This is a genomic window from Roseomonas rosulenta (assembly GCF_016106005.1).
Lineage (GTDB): Bacteria > Pseudomonadota > Alphaproteobacteria > Acetobacterales > Acetobacteraceae > Neoroseomonas > Neoroseomonas rosulenta.
Genome location: NZ_JACADR010000034.1, coordinates 1 through 20,577 on the forward strand (window position 1 = coordinate 1; position 20,577 = coordinate 20,577).

General features: G+C 71.4%; 16 protein-coding genes and 1 tRNA gene. 11 read left to right on the plus strand and 6 right to left on the minus strand.

Going from position 1 to position 20,577, the window contains the following annotated elements; translation table 11 throughout:
• Window positions 1-360 precede the first annotated feature (360 nt).
• The 4 genes from HW578_RS06980 to HW578_RS06995 form a co-directional block, all read right to left on the minus strand.
• Window positions 361-435: transfer RNA gene (locus tag HW578_RS06980), tRNA-Gln, on the minus strand.
• 20 nt (window positions 436-455) lie between these two features.
• Window positions 456-1,331 (minus strand): 4-(cytidine 5'-diphospho)-2-C-methyl-D-erythritol kinase, encoded by an 876-nt coding sequence (locus HW578_RS06985; RefSeq protein ID WP_198369847.1) that lies wholly within the window; start codon window positions 1,329-1,331, stop codon window positions 456-458.
• Window positions 1,328-3,028, minus strand: coding sequence for a tetratricopeptide repeat protein (locus HW578_RS06990; protein WP_232478744.1), 1,701 nt, complete (start codon window positions 3,026-3,028; stop codon window positions 1,328-1,330). Before HW578_RS06990 ends, HW578_RS06985 begins: the two co-directional genes overlap by 4 nt.
• 50 nt (window positions 3,029-3,078) lie before the next feature.
• A complete protein-coding gene (locus HW578_RS06995) occupies window positions 3,079-4,056 on the minus strand; it encodes a Bug family tripartite tricarboxylate transporter substrate binding protein (protein WP_198369828.1) in 978 nt (325 codons plus the stop codon).
• A 146-nt stretch (window positions 4,057-4,202) separates the two neighbouring features.
• On the opposite strand from HW578_RS06995, the gene HW578_RS07000 reads away from it, so the two are divergent.
• The 9 genes from HW578_RS07000 (at window position 4,203) to HW578_RS07040 (ending at window position 15,296) form a co-directional block, all read left to right on the plus strand.
• On the plus strand, window positions 4,203-5,639 hold the full coding sequence (locus tag HW578_RS07000) for an NAD-dependent succinate-semialdehyde dehydrogenase (RefSeq protein ID WP_198369829.1): 1,437 nt from the start codon (window positions 4,203-4,205) through the stop codon (window positions 5,637-5,639).
• A 45-nt stretch (window positions 5,640-5,684) separates the two neighbouring features.
• Complete coding sequence (locus HW578_RS07005) at window positions 5,685-6,869, plus strand: MFS transporter (RefSeq protein WP_198369830.1); 1,185 nt, start codon at window positions 5,685-5,687, stop codon at window positions 6,867-6,869.
• Between the two features lie 15 nt (window positions 6,870-6,884).
• Entirely contained in the window at window positions 6,885-7,364 is a 480-nt protein-coding gene (locus HW578_RS07010) for a CinA family protein (protein ID WP_198369831.1), read from the plus strand.
• Window positions 7,365-7,428: 64 nt separating this feature from the next.
• A complete protein-coding gene (locus HW578_RS07015) occupies window positions 7,429-8,277 on the plus strand; it encodes an AAA family ATPase (RefSeq protein WP_198369832.1) in 849 nt (282 codons plus the stop codon).
• Window positions 8,278-8,302: 25 nt separating this feature from the next.
• Window positions 8,303-9,481, plus strand: coding sequence for a vWA domain-containing protein (locus HW578_RS07020; protein WP_198369833.1), 1,179 nt, complete (start codon window positions 8,303-8,305; stop codon window positions 9,479-9,481).
• Window positions 9,482-9,495: 14 nt separating this feature from the next.
• On the plus strand, window positions 9,496-10,695 hold the full coding sequence (locus HW578_RS07025; protein WP_198369834.1) for a pyridoxal-phosphate-dependent aminotransferase family protein: 1,200 nt from the start codon (window positions 9,496-9,498) through the stop codon (window positions 10,693-10,695).
• 81 nt (window positions 10,696-10,776) lie between these two features.
• The gene (locus HW578_RS07030; protein WP_232478745.1) at window positions 10,777-12,624 is read left to right on the plus strand and encodes a PHA/PHB synthase family protein; all 1,848 of its coding nucleotides are present in this window, start codon (window positions 10,777-10,779) and stop codon (window positions 12,622-12,624) included.
• A 7-nt stretch (window positions 12,625-12,631) separates the two neighbouring features.
• Window positions 12,632-13,099 carry a CYTH domain-containing protein gene (locus HW578_RS07035; RefSeq protein WP_198369835.1) on the plus strand — a complete coding sequence of 156 codons (468 nt, stop codon included), beginning with the start codon at window positions 12,632-12,634 and terminating at the stop codon, window positions 13,097-13,099.
• 61 nt (window positions 13,100-13,160) lie between these two features.
• Window positions 13,161-15,296, plus strand: coding sequence for an acetate--CoA ligase family protein (locus HW578_RS07040; protein WP_198369836.1), 2,136 nt, complete (start codon window positions 13,161-13,163; stop codon window positions 15,294-15,296).
• Between the two features lie 6 nt (window positions 15,297-15,302).
• Here HW578_RS07040 and HW578_RS07045 read toward each other — a convergent pair whose 3' ends face one another.
• Together HW578_RS07045 and HW578_RS07050 are read right to left on the minus strand one after the other, a co-directional pair.
• Window positions 15,303-16,337 carry a phosphatase PAP2 family protein gene (locus HW578_RS07045; RefSeq protein WP_198369837.1) on the minus strand — a complete coding sequence of 345 codons (1,035 nt, stop codon included), beginning with the start codon at window positions 16,335-16,337 and terminating at the stop codon, window positions 15,303-15,305.
• A gap of 30 nt (window positions 16,338-16,367) precedes the next feature.
• Window positions 16,368-18,161 (minus strand): adenylate/guanylate cyclase domain-containing protein, encoded by a 1,794-nt coding sequence (locus tag HW578_RS07050; RefSeq protein WP_198369838.1) that lies wholly within the window; start codon window positions 18,159-18,161, stop codon window positions 16,368-16,370.
• 104 nt (window positions 18,162-18,265) lie between these two features.
• On the opposite strand from HW578_RS07050, the gene HW578_RS07055 reads away from it, so the two are divergent.
• On the plus strand, window positions 18,266-19,726 hold the full coding sequence (locus tag HW578_RS07055; protein ID WP_198369839.1) for a S8 family serine peptidase: 1,461 nt from the start codon (window positions 18,266-18,268) through the stop codon (window positions 19,724-19,726).
• 81 nt (window positions 19,727-19,807) lie between these two features.
• Window positions 19,808-20,572 carry a Crp/Fnr family transcriptional regulator gene (locus tag HW578_RS07060; RefSeq protein WP_198369840.1) on the plus strand — a complete coding sequence of 255 codons (765 nt, stop codon included), beginning with the start codon at window positions 19,808-19,810 and terminating at the stop codon, window positions 20,570-20,572.
• The last annotated feature ends 5 nt before the right edge of the window (window positions 20,573-20,577 follow it).

The following is a 20,577-nucleotide window of genomic DNA, read 5'->3' on the forward strand; positions in this document are numbered from 1 at the left end:
CATCAGAGGAACCAGCCGCAGACCTGGCCGGCCCCCGATCGGGGGCCGGCCAGGTCTGATGCCGCCATGTCGCCAGTGGCCTTGTTTTCCGCCGCCGCGCTGGCCTGGTTTTGCTCCGCCGTTGACAGGCTGGCGCGCTTTTGCCTTCTGCTACCCGTGCCGCGGCGAAGGCCAACCCGAAAACTCGTACTGCCAAAAGCGGCAGGAGAGACACGGGTCGGTTTGGCGCCGCGAATCCGGCACCAAATGTGTCTCTCGGGCGTCGTGCGGAAATCGCATCGGCGAAAGTGCGCGGAATTCCGGGCGTGTCGACGAGGGGCCGGCCAGAAGTAAAAACCGAGCAATATCAATGAATTAACGTGGTTGGGGCGCCAGGATTCGAACCTGGGAATGGCGGTACCAAAAACCGCTGCCTTACCGCTTGGCGACGCCCCATCCGCAGCGCCTCTTACCCCTCACCCACCCGCCTCGTGAAGCCCCCCACCCCAGCGCCACCACCCACCCGGCAGCGCCGCGGCGCCTTGCTGCGCCGCGCCGGGCGTCGCAAAGATCGCGAAGCAGGTCGCGCCCGACCCGCTCATGCGGGCCAGCAGGCAGCCAGGCAGCCCGCGCAGCGCAGCGAGCACCTCCGTCACCGGCGGGCACAGTCGCATGGCGGGCGCCTCCAGGTCGTTGCCCAGCGCGGCCAGGTCGCGCGCGAGCGCCGCGGCATCGGCCCATCCGCCCGGCAGCGACGCCGGGCGCGAGAACCCTCCGCCACGCGCCCGGAACACCGCCGGCGTCGCCAGCGCGACGCGCGGATTGGCCAGCAGGATGCCAAAGGGGGGAAGCATCGGCGCCGGCGCCAGCACCTCCCCCACACCGCCCATGCGGCATGGGCGCGATGCGATGCAGGCCGGGATATCGGCGCCGAGCGGCAGGGCGAGCTCCGCCAGGCGCGCCTCGGACCAGCCCACCCCCCACAGCGCGTTCAGCGCGCGCAGCGCGGCGGCCGCATCCGCGCTGCCGCCGCCGATGCCCGAGGCGACAGGCAGCGCCTTGTCCAGCACCAGGGCCGCATGCGCCTCGATGCCCGCCGCCGCCGCCAGGGCGCGCGCCGCGCGCAGCACCAGGTTGTCCGGCTCCGCCGCCAGCGCGCCGGCCTCGGGGCCCTGCACCGTCAGCGCAAGACCGGCTCCCGCGGACGCGCCGACCGCATCCGCCGCCCCGGCGAAGACCACTAGGCTGTCGAGCAGATGATACCCATCCGCCCGCCGCCCGGTCACATGCAGGAAAAGATTGACCTTGGCCGGCGCCGCCTGGCGCGCCTCGGCCTCAGCGAGGACGCTCAGCGGCGGTTCTCCGCCACCGGGTTGGCGGGCAGGCCGTTGCGGATCTTGGCCTCGATCTTCGGCCCCTCGTCGCCCTCGGGGCCGAGGGCGAGGGCGCGGCGCCACTGGAACTGCGCCTCGCGCTGGCGGCCCGCCATCCAATAGGCGTCGCCCAGGTGGTCGTTGACCACGCTGTTGCGGGGCTCGAGCTCGACCGCGCGCTCCAGCCAGCGGATCGCGCCGGGCATGTCGCCCAGCTTGAACAGCGCCCAGCCCAGGCTGTCGGCGATGTTGCCGTCCTGCGGGCGAAGGGCGACGGCGCGTTCCAGCATGCGGCGCGCCTCGGCCAGGTTCTCGCCGCGCTCGACCCAGGTGTAGCCCAGGTAGTTCAGCACATAGGGCTGTTCGGGGCTGAGCTCGAGCGCGCGGCGGAAATCCGCCTCGGCCTGCGGCCAGTTGCCCTCGCGCTCGCGCGCGATGCCGCGCGCATAGAACAGCGGCCAATGCCCGGCCACCGGCGCCGGCACGCGCCGGATCGCGTCGTCATAGGCAGCGGCGGCCTCGGCCCAGCGCTGGCGGCTGCGCAGCATGTCGCCGAGCCGCGCCGGCGGCTGCGACGCGGTGGGATAGGCAGCGGCGACCCGGCGGAACTCGGCGATCGCCTCCTCTGGCCGGTCCAGCCGGTCGAGCAGCGTGGCACGGCGCAGCCCCGCAAGCCCGGCCAGCGGATCATCCGCCGAGATCTGGTCGAGCTGCGCCAGCGCGGCGTCGAATTGGCGTTCGTCGGCCAGGGCGTCGGCCGCCAGCAGCATGGCGGGCGTGAAACCAGGCCGCAGCCGCTGCGCCAGGCGCGTCAGCGCCAGCGAGAACTCCGCCGCCCCCTGCCCGCGCAGCGCCCCGGCGAGCGCGAGATGCGCCTCCGCCATGCCTTCGACCGCCGAGGTGACGGGGCGCGTCGCGGTGAGCTGGCGCATCGCCTGTTCCCCAGTGGCGAGGGCGAGGTCGTCCTGTCCGCGCGCCAGGGCCTCCATCAGCCGCTCGGCCTCGGATTCCCGGCCGCCGCGCGCCAGGATGCCGGCCGCGATCTGCACCAGGCGCAGCGTCGGGGGGCTGTTGTCACCGATCGCGATGCGCACGAAGCGCTCCGCCTCGCGCCCGCGCCCGGCGAGGTCGCAGATCATCGCGGCGTGCAGCGCATAGAGCGTCCGCAGCCGCCCCGATTCCGACAACGGGCGGAGCAACGCGACGGCGGCGTCGGTCTGGCCCTTGCCATGCAGCGTCCAGGCCAGCAGCAGGGGTTGCAGGAGTTGCGCGGCCCCCTGGCGCGGCAGGGAGCGGATGCGCGCCTCGGCCCGGTCCCAGCGCCCGGCCTGCGCCTCGGTGCCGGCGATCAGCATGGCGGCGAGCGGATTGTCCGGCAGGCGCCGCGCCAGGCGCACCGCCTCGGGCCGGCCATCGAGCAGCGTCGCGATGAAGGCGCGCTGGATCACCTCGGGCTGGTCGGGATCGGCGCGCAGCGCGGCGAGCAGCGCATCCGCCGCAACGCGCGTATCGGATTCCGCGGTCGCGAAGCGCCCGGCAAGATAGGCGCCGAAGGGGTTGCTCGGCGTCGGCGTGAAGCTCGCCTCGCCGGCGCGGCCGCCCTCGGCGGCGGCACAGGCGGAGAGCAGGGCAGCGGCGAGCAGCAGGGTGCGCGGCGAAGGCAGGGAGACGATCATGCCCCCCATCCTAGCGGCCCCCGCTGCGCCGCACCACGGCGGATGCGGCGCTACTCGATGGTGATGCCCGCGGCGCGGATCACGCCGCCGAGTTCGTCGACCTCCCGCCGGGCGAGGGCATCGAGCTCGGCCAGCGTCATGGCCTCGGTGGCCGCGCCCGCCTGTTCCGCGCGCTGGCGGATGGCCGGCGTCCCGGCCAGGGCGCGCAGCGCCGCGTTCAGCCGGTCCTGCACCGGCGCCGGCGTGGCGGCTGGGGCGGCGAAGGCGAACCAGGCGTCGAGCGTGAAGCCGGGCAGGCCGGCCTCGGCAGTGGTGGGCACCTCGGGCAGGCCCGGCGCCCGGCGCGCGCTCGCCATGGCCAGCGGCTTCACCCGCCCCGCCTGGATCAGCGCAACGGCCGAGGAGGGCGTGGTTATGAACATCTCGACCCGCCCGCCGGCGACGTCCTGCAACGCCGGGGCGGCGCCGCGATAGGGTACGTGCACCATCTCGGTGCCGATGGCGCGGGCGAACAGCACGCCACCGATATGCTGGATCGATCCATTGCCGGACGACGCGTAGTTCAACTTCCCGGGATTGGCGCGCGCATGGGCGATGAACTCCGCCAGCGTATTCGCCGGCACGTTCGGTGCGGCCAGGATCACGTGCGGCGCCGTTGTCGCCATGCCCACCAGCGCCAGGTCGCGGATGGGGTCCCAGGTGAGGTTCTGCATCATCGCCGGGTTGCCGGCATGGTAGCCGTTGTATTGCAGCAGCAGCGTGTGGCCGTCGGGGGCGGCGCGCGCCACCGCGGTGATGGCGATGTTGCCGTTCGCCCCCGGTCGGTTCTCGATCACCACCGGCTGGCCGAGCGCGGCCGAGAGGCCCTCCTGGTACAGCCGCGCGGCGAAGTCGGTGCCGCCGCCGGGCGGATTGGGCACGATCACGGTAATCGCCCGCAACGGGAAGGCAGCCTGTGCCCGGAGCGAGACCGGCGCGGCGAGCAAGCCACCGGCGCCGAGCAGGGCGCGGCGAGGAAAACGGGTCATGGCGGTTCCTCCGGTCGGCGTCTCTGCGGGCGCCATGTCCGCGGAGGATCGGTCAGCCATGCGCGAGGGGCAAGCCGTCGCGGCTGGCCGTGCGGCGGCCGCGAGGCTAGGGTGCCGCCCAATCCAAGCCGCGGAGGAATGCGCCGATGTCCTATCCCAATGTCATGCTGCACGTGAACGGAGAATGGCGCGCGGCGCGCTCCGGCAAGACGCTGAACGTGCTGAACCCGGCCACCGAGGAGGTGATCGGCACCGTTGCCCATGCCGAGAAGCCCGACCTCGACGAGGCGCTGGCGGCGGCCGACAAGGGCTTCGCCACCTGGCGCAAGGTCTCGGCCTTCGACCGCTACAAGCTGATGCGCAAGGCGGCCGACATCTTCCGCGCCCGCGCCGACGAGACGGCGCGGCTGCTCACCCTCGAACAGGGCAAGCCGCTGGCCGAGGCGAAGGTGGAGGTGATGGCCGCTGCCGACATCGTCGACTGGTTCGCCGAGGAAGGCCGCCGCGCCTATGGCCGCGTGATCCCGGCCCGCGCCGAGGGCGTGTACCAGCTGGTGATCAAGGAGCCGGTCGGCCCCGTCGCCGCCTTCACGCCGTGGAACTTCCCGATCAACCAGGTGGTGCGCAAGCTCTGCGGCGCGGTGGCCACCGGCTGTTCGATCATCGTCAAGGCGCCGGAGGAAACCCCGGCCTCCCCCGCCGAGCTGATCCGCGCCTTCGTCGATGCCGGGCTGCCGCCGGGCGTGGCCAACCTCGTCTACGGCGTGCCGGCCGAGATCAGCGAATACCTCATCGCGCATCCGGTCATCCGCAAGGTGACCTTCACCGGCTCCACCCCGGTGGGCAAGCTGCTCGCGGGCCTGGCGGGCCAGCACATGAAGCGCGTGACGATGGAATTGGGCGGCCATGCGCCGGCGATCGTCTTCGACGATGCCGACCTCGACCTCGCGGCCAGGACGCTGGCGGGGGCGAAGTTCCGCAATGCCGGCCAGGTCTGCGTGAGCCCCACGCGCTTCCTGGTGCAGGAGAAGCTCTATGACGGCTTCGTCGAGAAGTTCGTCGAGCACACCAAGGCGCTCAAGGTCGGCGACGGCATGGCGGAGGGCACCACCATGGGCCCCCTCGCCCATGACCGCCGCGTGCCTTGGGTCGAGATGCTGGTGCAGGACGCGCAGGCGAAGGGCGGCAAGGTCCATACCGGCGGCAAGCGCATCGGCAACAAGGGCTATTTCTACGAGCCGACGGTGATGACCGACGTGCCGCACACCGCCCGCGCGATGAACGAGGAGCCCTTCGGCCCGATGGCCATGATCTCCCGCTTCAAGGACCTCGACGAGGTGGTGACCGAGGCGAACCGCCTGCCCTACGGCCTCGCCGCCTATGCCTTCACGCGGTCGGCCAAGACCGCGAATGCGGTGGCGAACCGGGTCGAGAGCGGGATGATGACGATCAACCACCTCGGCCTCGCGCTGCCGGAAGTGCCCTTCGGCGGCGTGAAGGACAGCGGCTACGGCAGCGAGGGCGGCTCCGAGGCGATCGAGGCCTACCTGAACACGAAGTTCGTCTCGCAGGCGGGGCTCTAACGCGACGGCCGGGGGAGGTGCTCCCTCCCCCGGCCCGCTATCGCCATGCGCACACTGTTCCACGAACGCGACTTCCTGCGCCTCTGGGTCGCGGGGCTGTGCGTGTTCGTGGTGCGCTGGCTGGAGACACTGGCGGTCGGCGTGTTTGCCTATGCCGCCACGGGCTCGGCCTTCGTGGTGGCGATGCTCACAATGCTGCGCCTGCTGCCGATGGGGCTGTTCGGCGCCTTCCTGGGCGCCGCGGCCGACCGCATGGACCGCCGCCGCGCGCTGCTGCTGGTGGTGCTGTCGCAGGCGGCGACATCGGCGGTGATCGCGGCCCTCGCCTTCGCCGATGCGGTGGCGGTGTGGCACCTGGCGGTCGCCTCCTTCATGAACGGCATCGCCTGGGCGTCGGACAACCCGGTGCGGCGCGCCATGATCGGGCAGGTGGTCGGGCCGGCGCGGATGGGTGTCGCGATGTCGGTGGATGTCGCGACCAGCAATGGCAGCCGCGTGCTGGGCCCAACCCTGGGCGGCGTGCTGCTCGCGGCCGTCGGCCTGGACGGCGCCTTCCTGCTCAGTGTCGCGCTCTACATCCCCGCGGTGGTGGCGGTACTGCGCCTGCCGCGCGCGACGCCGGCGCCGGGCGCGTCGGTCGCGCCCGTACTTGCCAGCATCGCCGAGGGGCTGGCGCTGGTGCGGCGCGAACCGCGCCTGGTCGGCGCGCTGGTCGTGACGCTGCTGTTCAACCTGTTCGGCTGGCCCTGCACCAGCATGATCCCGGTGATCGGCAAGGACCGGCTGGAGCTCGGCCCGCAGGGGGTGGGGCTGCTGGCAGGCATGGACGGCGTGGGCGCGTTCCTGGGGGCGGTCACCATCGCGCTGCTGGCGCGGCCGGAGCACTACAAGGCGATCTACCTCGGCGGCATCACGCTGTATCTCGCGATGACGGTGGCCTTCGCGCTGGCCACCGCGCCGCTTCTGGCGGGTGGGGCGCTGCTGCTCTCGGGCGTCGGCGGCGCGGGCTTCGCCATCATGCAGCCGACGCTGGTCTTCCTGGCCACGCCGGTCGAGATGCGCAGCCGCGTGCTCGGCTTGCTGTCTGTCTGCATCGGGCTCGGGCCGATCGGTTTCCTGGCGCTGGGCGGGCTGGCGGAGATTGCTGGCGCACCGGCCGCGACGGCCATGATGGGGCTCGCGGGGCTGGCGGCGATGGCCGCCGCGCGGCGCTGGTGGAAGCACATCTGAACGGAGGAGGCTGCGATGGACATGCTGCTGCCCGCGGCGCGGGCGATCGGTGAACGCCTGAAGGCGCGAGGCGAGACGGTGGCGGTGGCGGAGAGCTCGGCGGGGGGGCTGATCTCGGCCGCGCTGCTCGCGCAGCCGGGGGCCTCGGCCTATTTCCTGGGCGGCGCCGTGGTCTACACGAAGGCGGCGCGGGCCGGGCTGCTCGGCATCACGGATGACGACATGGCGGGGATGCGGTCGTCCTCGGAGCCCTATGCGCTGCTGCTGGCGCGGACGGTGCGCGCAAGGATGGGCGCCGACTGGGGCTTCGCCGAGACCGGCGCGGCCGGCCCTTCGGGCAACCGCTATGGGGATGCGGCGGGACATGCCTGCCTCGCGGTGTCCGGAGCGGTGGAGCGGGTGATCACCCTCGAGACCGGGGCGGCGGGGCGGGAGGCCAACATGCGCACCTTCGCCGCCGCGCTGTTCCGTCTGGCGGCCGAGGCGCTGGAGTGATCCGGGCTTGCGCGAAGCCGGAAGCGGCCCGACCTTGGCGCCGGACGGGCAGAAGGTAGGGCACGTGGCGCAGTTCAAGGGCACCGAACGCTATGTCGCGGGTCGCGACCTGGAGGTCGCGGTCAATGCCGCCGTGGCACTCCAGCGCCCGCTGCTGGTGAAGGGCGAGCCCGGCACCGGCAAGACGGTGCTGGCGCAGGAGATCGCCAAGGCGCTCGGCTATCCGCTGATCGAATGGCACATCAAGTCCACCACCAAGGCGCAGCAGGGGCTGTACGAATACGACGCCGTGAGCCGCCTGCGCGACGGGCAGCTGGGCGATCCGCGCGTTCACGACATCGCCAACTACATCGTGCGCGGCAAGCTGTGGGACGCCTTCGAGGCCGAGCAGCCGGTCGTGCTGCTGATCGACGAGATCGACAAGGCCGACATCGAGTTCCCGAACGACCTGCTGCTCGAGCTCGATCGCATGCAGTTCTTCGTCTACGAGACACGCAAGACGGTGGCGGCGCGGCACCGCCCGGTGGTGATCATCACCTCGAACAACGAGAAGGAGCTGCCGGACGCCTTCCTGCGCCGCTGCTTCTTCCACTACATCCGCTTCCCGGACCGCGAGACGATGGAGATGATCGTCCGCGCGCACTACCCCGACATCCGCCAGGGGTTGCTGCGCGAGGCGCTGAACGTCTTCTTCGAGATCCGCGAGGTGAACGAACTCAAGAAGAAGCCGGCCACGTCCGAATTGCTGGACTGGCTGAAGCTGCTGACCATCGAGGACATGCCGCCCGAGGCGCTGCGGTCGAGTGACGCCAAGACCGCCCTGCCCCCGCTCTATGGCGCGATGCTGAAGAACGAGCAGGACGTGCATTTGTTCGAACGGCTCGCCTTCCTCGCGCGCAGGCGCGGCCAATGAGCGCGCGGCGCCGCGGCCAGTAGCGATGTTCGCGCCCTTCATCCTCGCGCTGCGCGCGGCGGGCGTGCCGGCCTCCATCATGGAGTACCTGGCGCTGCTGCGCGCGATGAAGGAGGGCGTGGCGCAATTCAGCGTGGACGATTTCTACCACCTGTGCCGTACGGCCCTGGTGAAGGACGAACGGCACCTCGACCGCTTCGACCGCGTCTTCGGCGAGATCTTCAAGGGTCTGGAGACGCCCCAGGGCGAAGCACCACGCACCTTGCCCGAGGAATGGCTTCGCAAGATCGCCGAGAACACCCTTACACCCGAGGAGATGGCCGCGATCGAGGCCATGGGCGGCTTCGACGCGCTGATGGAGACGCTGAAAAAGCGGCTCGAGGAACAGAAGGGCCGGCACCAGGGCGGGTCTAAGTGGATCGGCACCGCGGGCACCTCGCCCTTCGGCGCTTATGGCTACAACCCGGAGGGCGTGCGGATCAGCCAGGCCGAATCACGCCACCGCCGCGCGGTGAAGGTCTGGGACCAGCGGACCTTCAAGGACCTCGACGAGGACGAGGCGCTGTCCTCGCGCAACATGAAGGTCGCGCTGCGCCGGTTGCGCCGTTTCGCCCGCACGGGTGCCGCGACGGAGCTGGACCTTCCCGGCACCATCGGCGCAACCGCGCGCAATGGCGGATCGCTCGACCTGCACATGGTCCCGGAGCGGCACAACGCCGTGAAGGTGCTGCTGCTGATGGATATCGGCGGGTCGATGGACGACCACATCCGCATCTGCCAGGAGCTGTTCACCGCCGCGCGGTCCGAGTTCAAGCACCTCGAATTCTGGTACTTCCACAACTGCCCGTATGAACGTGTGTGGCGCACCAATCGCCGCCGGCGCGAGACCGAGCGGCCTATGATGGAAGTGCTGCGCACCTACGGCCCCGACTGGCGGCTTGTGTTCGTCGGCGACGCCACCATGAGCCCGTATGAGATCATCCAGCCCGGCGGGTCGGTGGAACATTGGAACGAGGAGGCCGGCCAGGTCTGGATGGCGCGCCTGACCCGACATTTCCGCAAGGCCGCCTGGCTGAACCCGGTGGACCAGTCCCACTGGCGCTACACGCAATCCATCGGGATCATGGAGCGCCTGATGGAAAACCGCATGTACCCGCTCACGCTCGCGGGTCTCGAGACCATGGCGCGCCAGCTCGCGCGCTGAAGAAGGAACACGCCATGTCCGCAGCCACTCGCCTTCCCCGCGGCCGCCAGTTCTTCGCCAATCCCGGGCCGACCAACATCCCGGATTCGATCCTGAAGGCCGTCGCGCATGTCAGCGTGGATTTCAACGATCCGGCCTTCCTGAAGGTCTATGACGCGGCGGTGGCCGGCGTGAAGCGCATCCTGCGCACGCAGCACGACGTGTTCCTCTACACGGGTTCCGGCCATGCGGCCTGGGAAGCGGCGCTGGTCAACCTGTTCTCGCCCGGCGACGAACTGCTGGTGATCGAGACCGGCTACTTTTCCGAATCCTGGGGAAAGATGGCGCAGGATTTCGGGCTGAACATCCGCACGCTGGCGGCCGACTGGCGCGTGGGCGCCGATTTCGCCGCGCTGCGCGCCATGCTCGCCGCCGACACGAGCCACGCCATCAAGGCGATCTGCGCCGTGCAGAACGAGACCGCCACCGGCATGGAACTGCCGCTGACCGAAGTGCGCGCGGCGCTGGACGCCACCCGCCATCCGGCGCTGCTGCTGGTCGACACCATCTCCTCGCTCGGCTCCATGGAATTCCGCATGGACGACTGGGGCGTCGATGTCGCGGTGGGCGGCAGCCAGAAGGGGCTGATGCTGCCCACCGGCATGTCCTTCACCGGTGCCTCGCCGCGCGCCATGGCGGCGCACGCTGCGTCGAAGCTGCCAAAATCCTACCTCAACTGGACGAACATGCTGACGCGCCGGCACAAGTCCTTCATTGGGACGGTGCCGACCTCCCTGTTCTACGGGCTCGAGGAATCGGTGCGCCTGCTGGAGGAGGAAGGCCTCGACCAGGTCTTCGCCCGCCATGCGCGCCTGGCGGAGGCGGTGCGCCGCTGCGTGCGCCACTGGTCGGGCAATAACGGGCCGCAGCTCTTCTGCACCTCGCCCGACCGGTACTCCAATTCCGTCACCGCGGTGATGATGCCGGAAGGCCATGATGCGGACGCCGTGCGCCGCATCGCACTGCAGGCCTTCAACGTCTCGCTCGGCGGCGGGCTCGGGCGGCTGGGCGGCAAGGTCTTCCGCATCGGCCACCTGGGCGACCTGAACGAGCCGATGATCCTCGGCACCCTCGCGACGGTCCAGGCCGCGCTGCGCGTCGCCGGCGTGCCGCATGCGCCCGGCGGGGTGAACGCGGCCATCGCTTACCTCGCGGAGGCAGCACAGGCGCCATGATCGTTCCGTCCCCGCCCATGTGATCGTCGCGGTCTTGCGCCGCCGCAAGATTCGCCGCCGCGAATGGGCGATACTGGCTCCATGAAGACGTCTCGCCCCCGGCGCGCCCGCCGGGCTGCACCGCCCACCGCCGCGCCGACCGCTGCCGTGCCGCCGACCATGCGCGCCGCCGCGCCAGCGGCCCTCGAACCCGTCGAGGCGCGGCTCGGACCGACCTTCCACACCTTCGACCGCATCCTGCGCGCGGCGGAATCGCGCATCACCCAGGGCATGTCGCCGACCGCCGTCACCGGCGCCTGGCTCGACTGGGGCGTGCACCTGGCGCGCGCGCCGGGCAAGCGGATGGAACTCGCCGCGCGCGCCTGGATCCAAGGGCTGCGCTGGCTATTCTGGCTGCGCCATGCGGCTGCGGAGCACAACGCCGCGCCGCTCATCGCACCCACCAACGGCGATTCGCGCTTCACCAACGAGGCCTGGGCCGCCTTCCCCTTCAACGCCATCGCCCAGGCGCATCTGCTCGCCGAGGCCTGGTGGATGGAGGCAACGCGCGGCATCCCCGGCCTGTCGGTGCGCCACTCGCGCCAGGTGGCGTTCATGATGCGGCAGATGACCGACATCCTGGCGCCGACCAACATCCCCTGGCTCAATCCCGCCATCGCGCAGCGCACGCTGGCCGATGGCGGCGCCAACCTGCTGCATGGCGCCGAGAACTGGCTGGACGACATGGAGCGCGCGCTGTCGGGTGCGCCGCCGGCAGGCGCCGACGCCTTCCGCCCGGGGCAGGAGGTGGCAGTCACCCCCGGCCGCGTGGTGTTCCGCAACGAGCTGATTGAGCTGATCCAGTACGAGCCCACCACGCCCAAGGTCCATGCCGAGCCGGTGCTGATCGTCCCGGCCTGGATCATGAAGTACTACATCCTCGACCTCAGCCCGGAGAACTCGCTGGTGCGCTGGCTGGTGGCGCAGGGCTTCACGGTCTTCATGGTGTCCTGGAAGAATCCCGATGCGCGCGACCGCGAGACCGGCCTGGACGACTATCGCCGCCGCGGCGCGATGGCGGCCATGGACGCGGTCTCGGCCATCCTGCCCGAGCGGCGCATCCATGGCTGCGGCTACTGCCTGGGCGGGACCATCCTGTCGATCGCGGCAGCGACCATGGCGCGCGACGGCGACGACCGCCTCGCCTCGCTCACGCTGTTTGCCGCGCAGACCGACTTCGCCGAGGCCGGCGAACTGATGCTGTTCATGGACGAGAGCCAGCTGTCGTTCCTCGAGGACATGATGTGGGACCGCGGCTATCTCGACACCCACCAGATGTCCGGCGCCTTCCAGGCCTTGCGCTCGAACGACCTGGTGTGGTCGCGCCTGATCCGCGACTACGTGATGGGCGAGCGGCAGGGCATGAACGACCTGCTCGCCTGGAACACCGACCAGACGCGCATGCCCGCGCGCATGCACGGCGAATACCTGCGCGGGCTGTTCCTCGAGAACCGGCTGACGGCGGGGCGCTTCGCGGTCGAAGGCCGGGTCATCGCGCTGTCGGACATCAGCGTGCCGATCTTTGCCGTGGGCACGCTGAAGGACCACATCGCGCCCTGGCGCTCGGTCTACAAGATCAGCCTGTTCAGCGACACCGACGTGACCTTCGTGCTGACCTCGGGCGGGCACAATGCCGGCATCGTCAGCCCGCCTGAGAAGGACGGCCGGCATTTCCAGATGCTGACGCGCGTCCATGACGAGCGCTACCTCGACCCCGATTCCTGGGCGGCGATCGCCCCGCGCCACGAAGGGTCCTGGTGGCCGGCCTGGGCGGGATGGCTGGCGCAGGCCGGCGGCGCCGCCATGGTCGATCCGCCGCCGATGGGCGCACCGGAGCGCGGCCTGCCGCCGCTCGACGCCGCCCCGGGCGGCTACGTGCTGATGAAGTGACCGGCACATGGGACTCGAGATCGAACGCCGCTTCCTGGTGCAGGGCGATGCTTGGCGCGCCGGCGTCACCGGTACGAAGCACCTGCGCCAGGGCTACCTGGCGCGCGAGCACGGCGTCTCGGTCCGGGTGCGTGTGGCCGGCGCCATGGCGCGGCTGACCATCAAGGGCCAGGGCGGGCTGGTGCGCCCGGAATTCGAATACGAGATCCCGGCTGCAGAGGCGGAGGAGATGCTCGCCCTGCTCTGCGCCGGGCGCAGCCTCGCCAAGACACGCCACGAGGTCCCGCTCGACGGGCTGGTCTGGGAGGTGGATGTCTTCCACGGCCCCCTCGCCGGCCTGGTGCTCGCCGAGGTCGAACTGCCCCACGCGGCGCACGCGCTGCGCATCCCGGCCTGGGCGGTGCGCGAGGTCACCGACGACCGTACCTATGCCAATGCCGCCCTCGCCTCCGCCGCCGCGCCGCCGCGGGGGTGACGCGCCGCGCGGCCCACCTTAGGCTTGCCGCAGTGAAAGCAAGACCAGGGGAAGCGTCCGCATGAGTGCCACGACCCGCGCCGTCTATCGCCACGGCGAGATGGGCCGCCTGTTCAACCCCGCCTCCATCGCCGTGATCGGCGCGAGCCCGCGCGCAGGGTCCTTCGCCGATCGCACCATACAGGCGCTGAAGGACTACACGGGCCGGCTCCACCTGGTGAATTCCCGCTACGAGAAGATCGGCGAGCGCGCCTGCTTCCCCTCGATCGGCGCGGTGCCGGAGAAGGTCGATTGCTGCATCGTCGTCGCCGCCAAGGACGCGGTGGAGGAGATCGCGACCGACTGCGCCAGGGCCGGGGTCGGCGGCATCATGGTCTATGCCTCGGGCTTCGCCGAGACGGGGCGCGAGGCCGACATCGCCGCGCAGCAACGCGTGGCCGCCATCGGGCGCGAGGCCGGCATGCGCATCGTCGGGCCGAACTGCATCGGCATGCTGAACTTCGGCTCCAAGGCGGGCGTCACCTTCATGATCCCGCCGCCGATGGAAGCCCCGCTCGGCCATGCGGTGGGGCTGGTGAGCCAGTCGGGCGCGCTCGGCTTCTCGCTGGCGCAGTCGGTGATGCGCGGCGTCTCGGTCAGCCACCTGCTGACCACCGGCAATTCCTCGGATGTCGATGTCGCGGATTGCGTGTCCTTCCTGGCGGATGATCCAGGCTGCCGCGCCATCGCCTGCGTCTTCGAGGGCATGCCGGAACCGCTGCGCTTCATCCAGGCGGCCGAGGTGGCGGACCGCGCCAACAAGCCGCTGGTGGTCTTCAAGCTCGGCACCGGCGAGGCCGGCGCGGCGGCGGCGATGTCGCATACCGGCTCGCTCGCCGGCGAGACCGCGGCCTATCTCGCGGCCTTCGAGCGCGCCGGCGCGGTGGTGGTGAAGGATTTCGAGGCGCTGGTGGAGACCGCCGCCTTCCTGGCCAAGGCGCCCGCGCCGCGCGCGCGTGGCGTGGCGGTGGTGGCAGTCTCGGGCGGCGCCGCGATCATGTCGGCCGACAAGGCGGAGGCGCATGGCGTGCCGCTGCCGCAGCCCACGCCGCCGGTCCAGGCCATCCTAGAATCGCGCATCCCCGATTTCGGCTCGGCGCGGAACCCCTGCGACGTGACCGCACAGGTGGCGAACGACCCCGAGAGCCTGACCGCCTGCGCCTCCGCCATGCTCGGCGAGGACCACTACGGCGCGCTGATCTACGCGCAGATCTATTCGACCGAATTGTCGGCGAAGCGCCCCGGCGAGCTCGCCGCCATCGCCGCGCAGCACGACAAGCCGATCTGCGTCGTCTGGACCACCGAATGGCTGGAAGGCTTCGGATCGCGCGAGGCGGAGCAGAACCCGCGCATCGGCCTGTTCCGCTCCATGGACCGCTGCTTCGCCGCGCTGTCGCATTGGCACGATCGCGAGGCGCGCCGCGCCGCCGGCCCGCGCACGGTGCAGCGCCTCTCGCGCCCGGAAGCGGCATCCGAAGCGGCCGCGCTGATCGCCGCCGCGCAGGACCGCACGCTGACAGAGCGCGAGGCAAAGGCCGTGCTCGCCGCCTATGGCGTGCCGGTGGTGCCCGAGCGCCTCACAGGCAGCGAGGATGCTGCTGTCGCCGCCGCCGAGGCACTGGGCTTCCCCGTCGCGATGAAGGTCGAAAGCCCCGACCTGCCGCACAAGACCGAGGCCGGCGTGATCCGCCTGAGGCTCAAGGACGCTGCCGAAGTGCGCGAGGCCTATCGCGCCGTCATGGCAAATGCCGTGCGCCACGCGCCCGGCGCGCGGATCAACGGCGTGCTGGTGCAGCCCATGGCGAAGCCCGGCGTGGAAGTGATGGTCGGCGGGCGCGTCGATCCGCTGATGGGCCCGCTGATCGTGGCCGGGCTCGGCGGCGTGCTGGTGGAGCTGCTGCGCGATTCCGCCCTAGCACTTGCGCCGGTCACGCTGGCGGAGGCGCGCGCCATGTTCGAGGGCCTGCGCGGCCGCGCCGCGCTGGAGGGCTTCCGTGGCGCACCGGCGGCCGACCTCGACCGCCTGGCGGAGATCGTGGTGCGGCTGTCGGAATTCGTGGCCGACCAGCGCGGCCGCGTGGCCGAGCTGGACGTCAACCCGATCATCGTCGCCGGCAGCGATGCCGTTGCCGTCGACGCGCTGATCGTGAAGGCCTGACGCCCGTCAGGCCCACTCGGCCCGGGCGCGCGCAAGCGCCCCGGTGCCCGGTGCCGCGACCAGCGGGCAGGCGAGCAGCAGCGGCAGGATCTGTACCGCGAGCCGCAGCCCGGCCTCGCTGTCGGAGGGGTAGTGCACGCCCAGCACCTCGCGGTTACGCGCGATGCGCTCGGCGATGCGCCACACCGGCGTCAGGCGCATGCGCCCGGCCACGCCAGGCACGGTCGCGACCTTGGTCTTGATCGTGCCCACGACGGTTGGGTGCGTCAGGTCGGCGGCCGTCACCGGCATCTTCGCGCCGCCCTGGCCCTCGCCCCAGGCGATGCCTGGCAGCACCTCGGCCAGCACCATCGCGGTCAGGTAGGCCTCGGTCGCGTGGCCGCTCGGATAGGCGGGGTGGCCGGGCGGATCGATGGGCGGCATCAGCACGGGCGCGAGCACCGAGGGCCGCGCGCGCATGTTGGCCTTCTTGTGGTGCATCACCACCAGCTGGCCGACGCGGATCGCGGCGTGGCACAGGCGCGTGGTCCAGGGATGCGTGCCGCCCTTGAAGGTCAGCAGGCCGCGGAAATAGCCGAGGACGTTGTCGCGCTGCTCCATGGCCTCGGCGAGCACGCCGGCGCGGAACTCGGCGATCTCGCGCAGTTCTTCGATCTCGGCGGCGATGAAGGCGGCATCGGCCGGGGCCGTGGGCGGCGGCGGGATGGCAATGCCGGCCCAGGCGCCGCCGCCGAGCGTCGCGAATTCGCCCGTCACCGCCACCGCGAAATGCGGGATGGACCAGTCCGCCATGCGGAAGGCGGGCGGCGCGGCGGCGCGCGACCACCCCTCCAGCTCTGGGAAGTCCTGCGGCGGCCAGCGGTTGCCGCGGAACCAGTCCTCGTTCGGCTCGCGCCTGATGGCCGGGCTGATGCCGAACGGGCGCGCGGACGAACCTCCGCCGCCACGCGAGGCACCGGAGCTGTCGGAGCTGTCCGACGAATCGCTGCTGTCCGACGAGTCGGAGCTGTCGGACGAATCGGCAGGGCCTATGCCACCCATTGGGTCACTCCTCCCAAGATTTCACGCCGATCAGCGCAACCCGGCCGCGCGAAGGTCGGCGATGATTCGTGCGCGGATCCTGATGTCTCGGTAAGGCAACCGCGACCGTTCGTATTCGGCAAGCGTGAAGTCGGGCTCGAGCTGCATCAGCCGGTCCACCGCGTGACCTGCCTCACTCTCCTGCCCGGCTGCCATCAACGCCGCTATCAGGACACGCAGGTTGGACGTAAATCGCGGTGTCTCGGCGTCCGCGAGGCGACACCAGCGCACCGCCTCGGGGATGTTGCCGTGGCAGTAATGCGCGATGCCGAGGATGTTGTAGTACGAGAAGAGATTCTGGTCGAAGGGCGACAGACGCAGCCCGTGCTCTCCGTGCCGGATGGCCTCCTCTGTCCGTCCCACGTAGGACAGCGTCGCCGACGACAGCAGCCAGGCGAGCGCGCTGTTCGGGCAGGTGGACAGCGCGCGCTCGAAGAACACCAGCGCGGTGTCGTAGTCGTGGAACAGGAAGGATCGCAGATGCGCATGCGTCGCCAGCGCGACGGCGTTCTGACGGTCCAGTTCGATCGCGCGCGCCGACAGCCCCGCCGCGGTTTCCATGTCAGCCCGCGGGTCCTGCGACCAACCCTGGCCGACATTGACACTGTACCACCGCGCCGCCCAGGCGGCCGGCAGGGCGAAGCCGGGATCATGCGCCATCGCCCTGGCAAAGAGGTCGCGCGCCTCGGCGAAGCTCTCGCGCTGCAGGTCGTGGATCAGCCCGAGGCCGCGCAGCGTCAGGTCGTAGGCGGTGAAGCTCTCGGGCCGCTTGCGCAGGGCGCGCTGGAGTTCCGCCACCCGCACATGCGGCGCCACGCCGGCGACGATGCGTCCGACGATGTGATCCTGCAGCGCAAACAGCTCCCCGCCCGAGGTCTCCGCCCGGTCGCCCCAGAGCCGCGTGCCGGTCTGCGCGTCCGACAGCTCGAACTGCAGGCGCAGGTCGCGCCCGGCGCGCCGCACGCTGCCGGTCACGACATAGCGGACGCCGAGCGCGCGGCTGACCTCGCGCGGATCGACATCGCGGCCGCGCCAGCCCAGCGTCGAACTGCGCGAGACGACCATCAGCTCGCGCAGGTTGCCCAGCGAGACAACGATGTCCTCGACCACGCCGTCGCCGAAATAGTCGTCCTGCGGGTCGCCGCCGAGGTTGCGCAGCGGCAGCACGGCCAGCGAGGGCAGCGGCGAGACATCGGGCGGGCTCGGCAGCCGGGCCGGCGGCGTCTCGGGGTCGATGGCGAAGGCGCGCTCGGGCTCGGGAAGGTGCTTCAGCGTCAGCCAGCCGAGATCGCGCGCCGTGGCCTGGAGCGCGCCATCCACCGCCTCGCGCACCGCCGCCGAGAGCAGCACGCCGCCGGCCGGCGCATGTTCCTGCAACCGGGCGGCGACATTGACGCCCTGGCCGTAGATGTCGTGCGGGGTGGCGGTGATCTCCCCGGCATGGACCGCGATGCGGAGCGCGAGGGTGGGGGCCTCGGGCTCGGCCCCGTCCTCCCGCGCCAGGCGGCGCTGGACCGCCAGCGCCCAGGCGACCGCGCCGCCCGGCGCCGCGAACTCCGCCAGCACGCCATCGCCGGTGGACTTCACGATGCGTCCGCCATGCTCGGCCGCCAGTGGGCGCAGCACGCCATCCAGCACCGCCATCCAGCGGCGATGGGTGCGCGCCTCCTCGGTCGCCATCAGGATCGTGTAGCCGACCACGTCCGCGAAGGCGAAGGCGGCAAAGCGCCGCGCGCCGGGCGCGACCTCCGTCTCCAGCACTCGCGTCAGAGGTTGGGCCGACATGGACCGTCAGGTTCCAAATTTGGGCGATGGCGCGATGACGGAGATTTCACGAAACGGGCCGGAAGTGCAAGGATGCCGGCATTCGGTAAGCGGAGGCCCGGTTGATGGTGGTCAAGGAGGAGAAGGAAGGACCGCAGCAGCCGGTGCGCCGGTGCTTCGTGTTCCGCGACACGGCCCAGCTGCGCGATGCGGATGGCGAGCTGCAGAAGGCCTATCTCGATCCCGACCCGCTGACGCTCTCGCGCCTGCTGCTGCGCCGGCTCGACCTCGGGAGCGCCGAGCTGGCGCCGGAGGCGCTGCCACTGCGCGTGACGCACCGCCCGCTGAACGACTGGCAGCTCACGCTGCTCGAGGACCGCGAGGCCGAGGCGGAGCTCGAGGCCGGCCGCAAGCCGCCGCAGGAGACTGCCCTGGCGATCCGCTTCGCCTCGACCGAGGTGGCGGATGCCTTCCGCGACCGCGCCGCGACGCTTCTTGGCGGCTTCGATGAGCCGCTCGGCGACCTGCGCCTCAATGCGGCGCTACACTGGGGGCCCGGGCGCGGCGAAGGCAGTTCCTTCGGCACCCTGGCCGATGCGCACCGGCTGATCCGTGCCGATGCGCTGGGTGCGGCGGGGCTCGACGGCGATGGCGTGAAAGTCGTCGTCATCGACCAGGGCGTGGACCGCACGCGCCTGCCGCCGGGCAGCCGCTTCGGCGGTGGCTGGTGGAAGCCCGGCCAGCCTGGGGCGGTGCCACCCGGCCAGGCCGCGAAGGACAACCGCCACGGCACCATGATCGCGCGCAACGTGCTGGCACTCGCGCCGCGCGCGACGATCTTCGATTGCCCGCTGATCCCGCCGCGCATCCTGGGCAACCTGCCGGCTTTCCTCTCCGACGCCTTCGGCGCCATCACGCGCATCGCCACCGACATCGTGCTGCTCGGCACAATCCGGCCCAAGCAGTTCCGCGGCCGCTGGGTCATCGTCAACGCCTGGTCGGTCTATGACCCACGCGGCGAGGCGACGCCCGGCGAGTATACGCGCAACCGCTACCATTGGGTCGCCTGCGCGGTGGATGCGGCGGCGACGGTGGCCGATGTCGTCTTCGCCGCAGGCAATTGCGGCGCCTTCTGCCCCGACGGGCGCTGCGCGGAGGAGGTGATCGGCCCCGGCCGCAGCATCCTCGGCGCCAATTCGCTCGACAGCGTGCTGACAGTCGGCGCGGCGCGCGCGGATGGCATCTGGGCCGGGTATTCCTCGCAGGGGCCGGGACAGTTCCCGGCCTATGGCGACGGCCCGCAGCTCAAGCCCGACCTTGCGGCCCCCAGCCATTTCCGCGTGCTGGATACCGCGCACCGCATCGCCGGCGGATCCTCCGCGGCGAGCGCGGTGGCCGCCGGCGCGGTGGCCGCGCTGCGCACGCGCTGGAGCGACGCGACCCTGCCCTCCGACGTCCTGTTCAAGCACCTGCGCGCCACCGCGTGGCAGCCGGATGGCAGCCCGGGCTGGAACAACCGCTTCGGCCATGGCGTGCTGGATTGCGCGGGCGTGCTGCAGGGCCTGGCCGGGGTTCCCGCGTCGTGATCCGCATCACTCCCGCAGGCGCGCGCCCTGTCGCAGTCTCGGCCCGGTGGCGCCGGTCCGGCGCCGTGCCGGAGGCCGACCATGCACGCGATCCAGGATCCCGACCTTCCGCACCTGGTGTGGCTGCGCCCCGCCATGAGTGACGCCGCGCGCCCCGCAGCCCTCGCCGACATCGCCTTCTTCCGGGGCGGCGACCCGGTGGCGCTGGCGAAGCTCGCCACCGCCGTGCGCTGGCGCATGGTGGAGCCCGGCCAGGTGGTGGTGGACGAGGACGAGCCCTCGACCGACATCTTCTTCGTGGCCTCCGGCGCGGTGCGGGTGCAGCTGCGCGCTGCCTCGGGGCGCGAGGTGCTGCTCAACGAATTCGGCGCCGGCGAGTTCTTCGGCGAGCTCTCGGCCATCGACGGCGCGCCGCGCGCGGCGAACGTCACCGCAGTCGCGCGGTCGCGCCTGTGCATCGTGCCGGCGCAGGCCTTCCTCGACTTCGTCTTCGCTAACCCCGTGGCCTGCCACGCGCTGCTGAAGACGCTCACGGCCAAGCTGCGCCTGCAGACCGAGCGCACGCTGGAGCGCGAGGCGCTGCCGGTGCGCCTGCGCCTGTTCTCGGAGCTGCTGCGCCTGTCCCGCCCGCGCGCCAATGCTCCCGGCGAGCGCGTGGTCTCGCCCCCGCCGCCGCATCACGAGCTGGCGGCGCGGATCGGCGCGCGGCGCGAGGTGATCTCGCGCGAATTGTCCGAAATGACGCGCGAGGGCTGGCTGGCGCGCGACCGCCGCGCCATCCGCATCCTGCGCGTGGTCGAGATGCAGCAGATGGTCTCGGCCGAGCTTCGCGCCCCGGCCGCCTGACCTGG